The 6220-nt window shown below is 59.6% G+C and carries 4 protein-coding genes and 1 pseudogene; all 5 read left to right on the top strand.

Translation table 11 applies throughout. The annotated features are described in order from the left end of the window. Positions 1-46: 46 nt before the first annotated feature. Positions 47-1968, top strand: a pseudogene (locus ACIOWA_RS16595) (DNA gyrase C-terminal beta-propeller domain-containing protein); the annotation flags it as partial. Between the two features lie 110 nt (positions 1969-2078). After that, positions 2079-3164 (top strand): 3-phosphoserine/phosphohydroxythreonine transaminase, encoded by a 1086-nt coding sequence (serC, locus tag ACIOWA_RS16590; RefSeq protein ID WP_339431146.1) that lies wholly within the window; start codon positions 2079-2081, stop codon positions 3162-3164. Beyond that, positions 3164-4258 (top strand): prephenate dehydratase, encoded by a 1095-nt coding sequence (gene pheA / locus ACIOWA_RS16585; RefSeq protein WP_027620100.1) that lies wholly within the window; start codon positions 3164-3166, stop codon positions 4256-4258. The genes serC and pheA overlap by 1 nt, the downstream gene beginning before the upstream one ends. 12 nt (positions 4259-4270) lie before the next feature. Next, positions 4271-5383 (top strand): histidinol-phosphate transaminase, encoded by a 1113-nt coding sequence (gene hisC, locus ACIOWA_RS16580; RefSeq protein WP_339464821.1) that lies wholly within the window; start codon positions 4271-4273, stop codon positions 5381-5383. 28 nt (positions 5384-5411) lie between these two features. Beyond that, the coding region (locus tag ACIOWA_RS16575; RefSeq protein WP_401160811.1) for a prephenate dehydrogenase/arogenate dehydrogenase family protein at positions 5412-6220 on the top strand (809 nt) is incomplete at its 3' end.

The following is a 6220-nucleotide window of genomic DNA, read 5'->3' as shown; positions in this document are numbered from 1 at the left end:
ATCGTTAAGATCGGCGTGCTTGTAAAATAGAATAAACTCGAAGGAATCAGAGTTCTGCGCGACGAGTCCGTCAAGGACGGTATGCGCGTCGTGATCGAACTGCGTCGCGGCGAAGTGCCAGAGGTGATCCTCAACAACCTCTACGCCCAGACCCAACTGCAATCGGTGTTCGGCATCAACATCGTTGCGCTGATCGACGGCCGTCCGCGGATCCTCAACCTCAAGGATCTGCTGGAAGCCTTCGTTCGTCACCGTCGCGAAGTCGTCACCCGTCGCACCGTGTTCGAACTGCGTAAAGCCCGCGAGCGTGGTCACATCCTTGAAGGTCAGGCCGTTGCCCTGTCGAACATCGACCCGGTGATCGCCCTGATCAAGGCGTCGCCAACGCCGTCGGAAGCCAAGGAAGCGCTGATCAGCACGCCTTGGGAATCCTCGGCGGTGGTGGCGATGGTTGAGCGTGCCGGTGCCGATTCGTGCCGTCCGGAAAACCTTGATCCGCAATACGGTCTGCGCGAGGGCAAGTACTTCCTGTCGCCAGAACAGGCGCAAGCCATTCTGGAACTGCGTCTGCACCGCCTGACCGGCCTGGAACACGAAAAGCTGCTGGCCGAGTATCAAGAGATCCTCAACCAGATCGGCGAGCTGATCCGCATCCTCAACAGTGCCGTGCGCCTGATGGAAGTGATCCGCGAAGAGCTGGAAGTGATCCGTGCCGAATACGGCGATCAGCGTCGCACCGAGATTCTCGATGCACGCCTCGACCTGACTCTGGGCGACATGATCCCGGAAGAAGAGCGCGTTGTGACCATTTCCCACGGTGGCTACGCCAAGACCCAGCCGCTGGCTGCGTACCAGGCTCAGCGTCGTGGCGGTAAAGGCAAATCGGCGACTGGCGTCAAGGATGAGGACTACATTGCTCACCTGCTGGTTGCCAACAGTCACTCCACGCTCTTGCTGTTCTCCAGCAAAGGCAAGGTGTACTGGCTGAAGACTTACGAAATTCCTGAGGCATCGCGTGCCGCGCGGGGTCGTCCGCTGGTCAATCTGCTGCCGCTGGAAGCCGATGAAACCATCACCACGATGCTGCAGATCGATCTTGAGGCCCTGCAAAAACGCGCCGGTGCTGACGATGAAGATGATGCCGACGATGTGATCATCGAAGGCGAAGTGGTTGAAGCTGAAGAAGCTGCCGAGCTGGAAGAAATCGACGGCGAAACGGCCGAACTGGTCGCTGAGCCGACTGGCGAATTCATCTTCATGGCCACGGCTTCCGGTACCGTCAAGAAGACGCCGCTGGCACGCTTCGCCCGTCCGCGCTCCAATGGCTTGATCGCCCTGAAGCTGAAGGAAGGTGACACGTTGATCGCGGCTGCCATCACCGATGGCGCGAAAGAAATCATGCTGTTCTCCGACGCTGGCAAGGTGATTCGTTTCGCTGAAGCCGCCGTGCGTGAAATGGGTCGTGGCGCTCGCGGTATCCGCGGCATGCGGATCCTCAAGGATCAGAAGCTGATCTCCATGCTGATTCCTGAGTCGGGCGCGCAGATTCTGACCGCTTCCGAGCGTGGTTTCGGCAAGCGCACCGCGCTGAGCAAATTCCCTCGCCGTGGTCGCGGTGGTCAGGGTGTGATTGCAATGGTCACCAAAGAGCGCAACGGCAAGCTCGTCGGTGCAATCCAGGTTCAGGAAGGCGAGGAAATCATGCTGATTTCCGATCAGGGCACGCTGGTGCGGACCCGCGTTGATGAAGTCTCCAGCCTGGGTCGCAACACCCAAGGGGTGACCCTGATCAAGCTGGCCACCGATGAAACGCTGGTCGGTCTGGAGCGGGTTCAGGAGCCGTCGGAAGTCGAGGGCGAAGAGCTTGAAGGTGAAGAAGGGCTGGTGTCCGGCGCGGAGGTCGTGATCGACGACGCTGTTGAAGATCAGCAACTCGACGCCGCAGCTGACGAAGAACCGCAGGAATAAGCGGACAAGCGAGGGGGCGGATGAGAATTCGCCCCCTTGTTATTTGTCCGGTATGAAAGTTTCAGAATGACCGAATTATTGTGTATCACCAAGTCAGAGCGAGATTGGATGTGAGCAAGCGAGCCTATAACTTCTGCGCCGGCCCTGCGGCGCTTCCTGAAGCTGTCCTGAAACGCGCTCAAGGTGAGCTCCTTGACTGGCACGGCAAGGGGCTGTCGGTCATGGAAATGAGCCATCGCAGCGATGAGTTCGTGTCCATTGCCAATCAGGCCGAGCAGGATCTGCGTGACCTGCTGAATATCCCTTCGAACTACAAAGTGCTGTTTCTGCAAGGTGGCGCGAGCCAGCAGTTTGCGCAGATTCCCCTGAACCTGCTGCCGGAAAATGGCTCGGCCGACTATATCGATACCGGTATCTGGTCGCAGAAAGCCATCGAAGAAGCCTCGCGCTACGGTCACGTCAACGTCGCCGCTACCGCCAAGCCTTACGATTATTTCGCCATTCCGGGCCAGAACGAGTGGAATCTGTCCAAGGACGCCGCTTACGTTCACTACGCGCCGAACGAAACCATTGGCGGTCTGGAATTCCAGTGGATCCCGGAAACCGGCGACGTGCCGTTGGTGGCCGACATGTCTTCGGACATCCTTTCGCGTCCGGTCGATATTTCGCGTTTCGGCATGATCTACGCCGGTGCGCAGAAGAACATCGGTCCGAGCGGCATCGTGGTCAACATCATCCGCGAAGACTTGCTGGGCAAGGCGCGCTCGCTGTGCCCGACCATGCTCAACTACAAAGTCGCGGCCGATAACGGCTCGATGTACAACACCCCGCCGACTCTGGCCTGGTACTTGTCTGGTCTGGTATTCCAGTGGCTGAAAGAGCAGGGCGGCGTTGAAGCCATCGCCAGGCTGAACGATGTCAAGCAGCGCACGCTGTACGACTTCATCGACGCCAGCGGCCTCTACAGCAACCCGATCAACAAATCGGATCGCTCGTGGATGAACGTGCCATTCCGTCTCGCTGATGATCGTCTGGACAAGCCGTTCCTGGCTGGCGCTGATGAGCGCGGCTTGCTCAACCTCAAGGGCCACCGCTCTGTGGGCGGTATGCGCGCCTCCATCTACAACGCCGTCGACATCACCGCCGTCAATGCGCTGGTGGCCTACATGGCTGAATTCGAGAAGGAGCACGGCTGATGTCCGAGCAAGAACTCAAGGCACTGCGCGTTCGCATTGACGCTCTGGACACCAAAGTCCTCGAGCTGATCAGTGAGCGTGCGCGTTGCGCCCAGGAAGTCGCGCGAGTAAAGATGGCCTCGCTGGCCGAAGGCGAAGTGCCGGTGTTCTATCGTCCCGAGCGCGAAGCTCAGGTGCTCAAGCGTGTGATGGAGCGCAATCAAGGGCCGTTGGGCAACGAAGAGATGGCGCGGTTGTTCCGCGAAATCATGTCCTCGTGCCTGGCATTGGAGCAGCCACTGAAAGTGGCCTACCTCGGCCCTGAAGGCACCTTCACCCAAGCGGCGGCCATGAAGCACTTCGGTCACGCGGTGATCAGCAAGCCGATGGCGGCGATTGACGAAGTGTTTCGCGAAGTGGCCGCCGGTGCGGTGAACTTTGGCGTGGTGCCGGTGGAAAACTCCACCGAAGGCGCGGTCAATCACACGCTGGACAGCTTCCTCGAGCACGACATGGTCATCTGTGGCGAAGTCGAGCTGCGCATTCACCATCATCTGCTGGTCGGTGAAAACACCAAGACCGACAGCATCAGCCGCATCTATTCCCACGCGCAGTCGCTGGCCCAGTGCCGCAAGTGGCTGGACGCGCACTACCCGAATGTCGAGCGCGTGGCGGTGTCCAGCAACGCCGAAGCGGCCAAACGGGTTAAAGGTGAATGGAACTCGGCGGCGATTGCCGGTGATATGGCAGCTGGGCTCTATGGTCTGACCCGTCTGGCCGAGAAAATCGAGGATCGTCCGGACAACTCCACGCGCTTCCTGATGATCGGTAACCAGGAAGTGCCGCCGACCGGTGACGACAAGACGTCGATCATAGTGTCCATGAGCAACAAGCCTGGCGCGCTGCACGAGCTGCTGGTGCCGTTCCATGACAACGGCATTGACCTGACGCGCATCGAAACCCGTCCATCGCGCAGCGGCAAATGGACCTATGTGTTCTTCATCGACTTCGTCGGCCACCACCGTGATCCGTTGGTCAAAGGTGTACTGGAAAAGATCAGTCAGGAAGCGGTAGCACTCAAGGTGCTGGGTTCCTACCCGAAAGCAGTTCTCTAAGGGCGGTAGCAAATGAGTGGCAACTTCCTCGCTCTGGCACAGCCGGGCGTGCAACAACTCTCGCCGTACGTTCCGGGCAAGCCTGTGGACGAACTGGCGCGCGAGCTGGGTCTGGATCCGGCGAAAATCGTCAAACTGGCCAGCAACGAAAACCCGCTGGGCGCCAGTCCGAAAGCCTTGGCGGCCATCCGCGAAGAGCTGGCTGAGCTGACGCGTTACCCGGACGGCAACGGTTTTGCGTTGAAATCCCTGCTGGCCGAGCAGTGTCGTGTCGAGCTGAACCAGGTCACTCTGGGCAACGGCTCCAACGATATTCTCGAATTGGTCGCGCGCGCGTACCTGGCGCCGGGCCTTAACGCCGTGTTCAGCGAGCATGCTTTTGCGGTTTACCCGATTGCGACTCAAGCTGTTGGCGCTCAGGCCAAAGTAGTCCCGGCCAAGGATTGGGGGCATGACCTGCCTGCGATGCTCGCGGCCATTGATGCCAATACCCGTGTCGTGTTTATCGCCAACCCGAACAACCCGACCGGTACCTGGTTCGGCGCAGAGGCGCTGGACGAGTTCCTGCAGGACGTTCCGGAGCATGTGCTGGTGGTGCTCGATGAGGCTTATATCGAATACGCCGAAGGCAGTGATCTGCCGGACGGTCTGGATTTTCTCGCGGCTTACCCCAATCTGCTGGTTTCGCGTACTTTCTCCAAGGCCTATGGTCTGGCGGCGTTGCGTGTTGGCTACGGCCTGTCCACCCCGGTGGTGGCGGATGTGCTGAACCGTGTGCGCCAACCCTTCAACGTTAACAGCCTGGCCTTGGCTGCAGCCTGTGCAGCGCTGAAGGATGAGGAATATCTGGCGCAAAGCCGTCAGCTCAATGAGGCCGGCATGCAACAACTGCAAGCAGGTTTTCGTGAGTTGGGTTTGCGCTGGATCGAATCCAAAGGCAACTTCGTTTGCGTCGACCTCGGCCAAGTGGCGGCCCCGGTGTTTCAAGGCTTGCTGGCTGAGGGCGTGATCGTGCGTCCGGTGGCTAACTACGGTATGCCGAATCACCTGCGGGTGACCATCGGTCTGCCGGCGGAAAACAGCCGCTTGCTCGAAGCGCTGCGCAAGGTTCTGGCTCGTGGGTGATGTCACTGCGTTGCAATCTGCTGCACCTATGATCGGTCGCCTGGTGGTGGTCGGACTGGGGTTGATCGGTGGTTCATTTGCCAAAGGCTTGCGTGAAAGCGGTATCTGCCGCGATGTGGTCGGGGTCGATCTCGACCCGCAATCGCGCAAGCTCGCGGTCGAGTTGGGTGTGGTTGATCGCTGCGAAGATGACTTGGTAGCGGCATGCCGTGGCGCTGACGTGATTCAATTGGCTGTGCCGATTCTGGCCATGGAGAAAGTGCTGGCTCGTCTGGCAGGCATGGATCTGGGGCAGGCGATCCTGACGGATGTCGGTAGCGCCAAGGGCAACGTGGTGCGTGCGGCGACCGAAGCATTCGGCGGCATGCCGGCGCGTTTCGTGCCGGGGCACCCGATTGCCGGCTCCGAGCAGAGCGGGGTGGAGGCTTCCAACGCTGGATTGTTCCGTCGTCACAAAGTAATTCTGACGCCGCTTGAGCAAACCGACCCGGCCGCGCTGGCTGTTGTTGATCGTCTATGGCGTGAATTGGGTGCCGACGTCGAGCACATGCAAGTCGAGCGCCACGACGAAGTATTGGCCGCAACCAGTCATTTGCCGCACTTGCTAGCCTTCGGTTTGGTCGATTCGTTGGCCAAGCGCAATGAAAACCTTGAGATCTTCCGTTACGCTGCGGGCGGTTTCCGCGATTTCACAAGAATCGCCGGAAGCGACCCGGTCATGTGGCACGACATCTTCCTCGCCAACCGCGAGGCTGTCCTGCGCACACTCGATACATTTCGCAGCGACCTCGACGCCTTGCGCGACGCGGTCGATGCAGGGGATGGGCACCTATTGTT

It is taken from the genome of Pseudomonas sp. NPDC087614, assembly GCF_044743485.1.
In the GTDB taxonomy this organism is placed as follows: domain Bacteria; phylum Pseudomonadota; class Gammaproteobacteria; order Pseudomonadales; family Pseudomonadaceae; genus Aquipseudomonas; species Aquipseudomonas baetica_A.
This window is presented reverse-complemented; position numbering and strand designations above follow the sequence as displayed.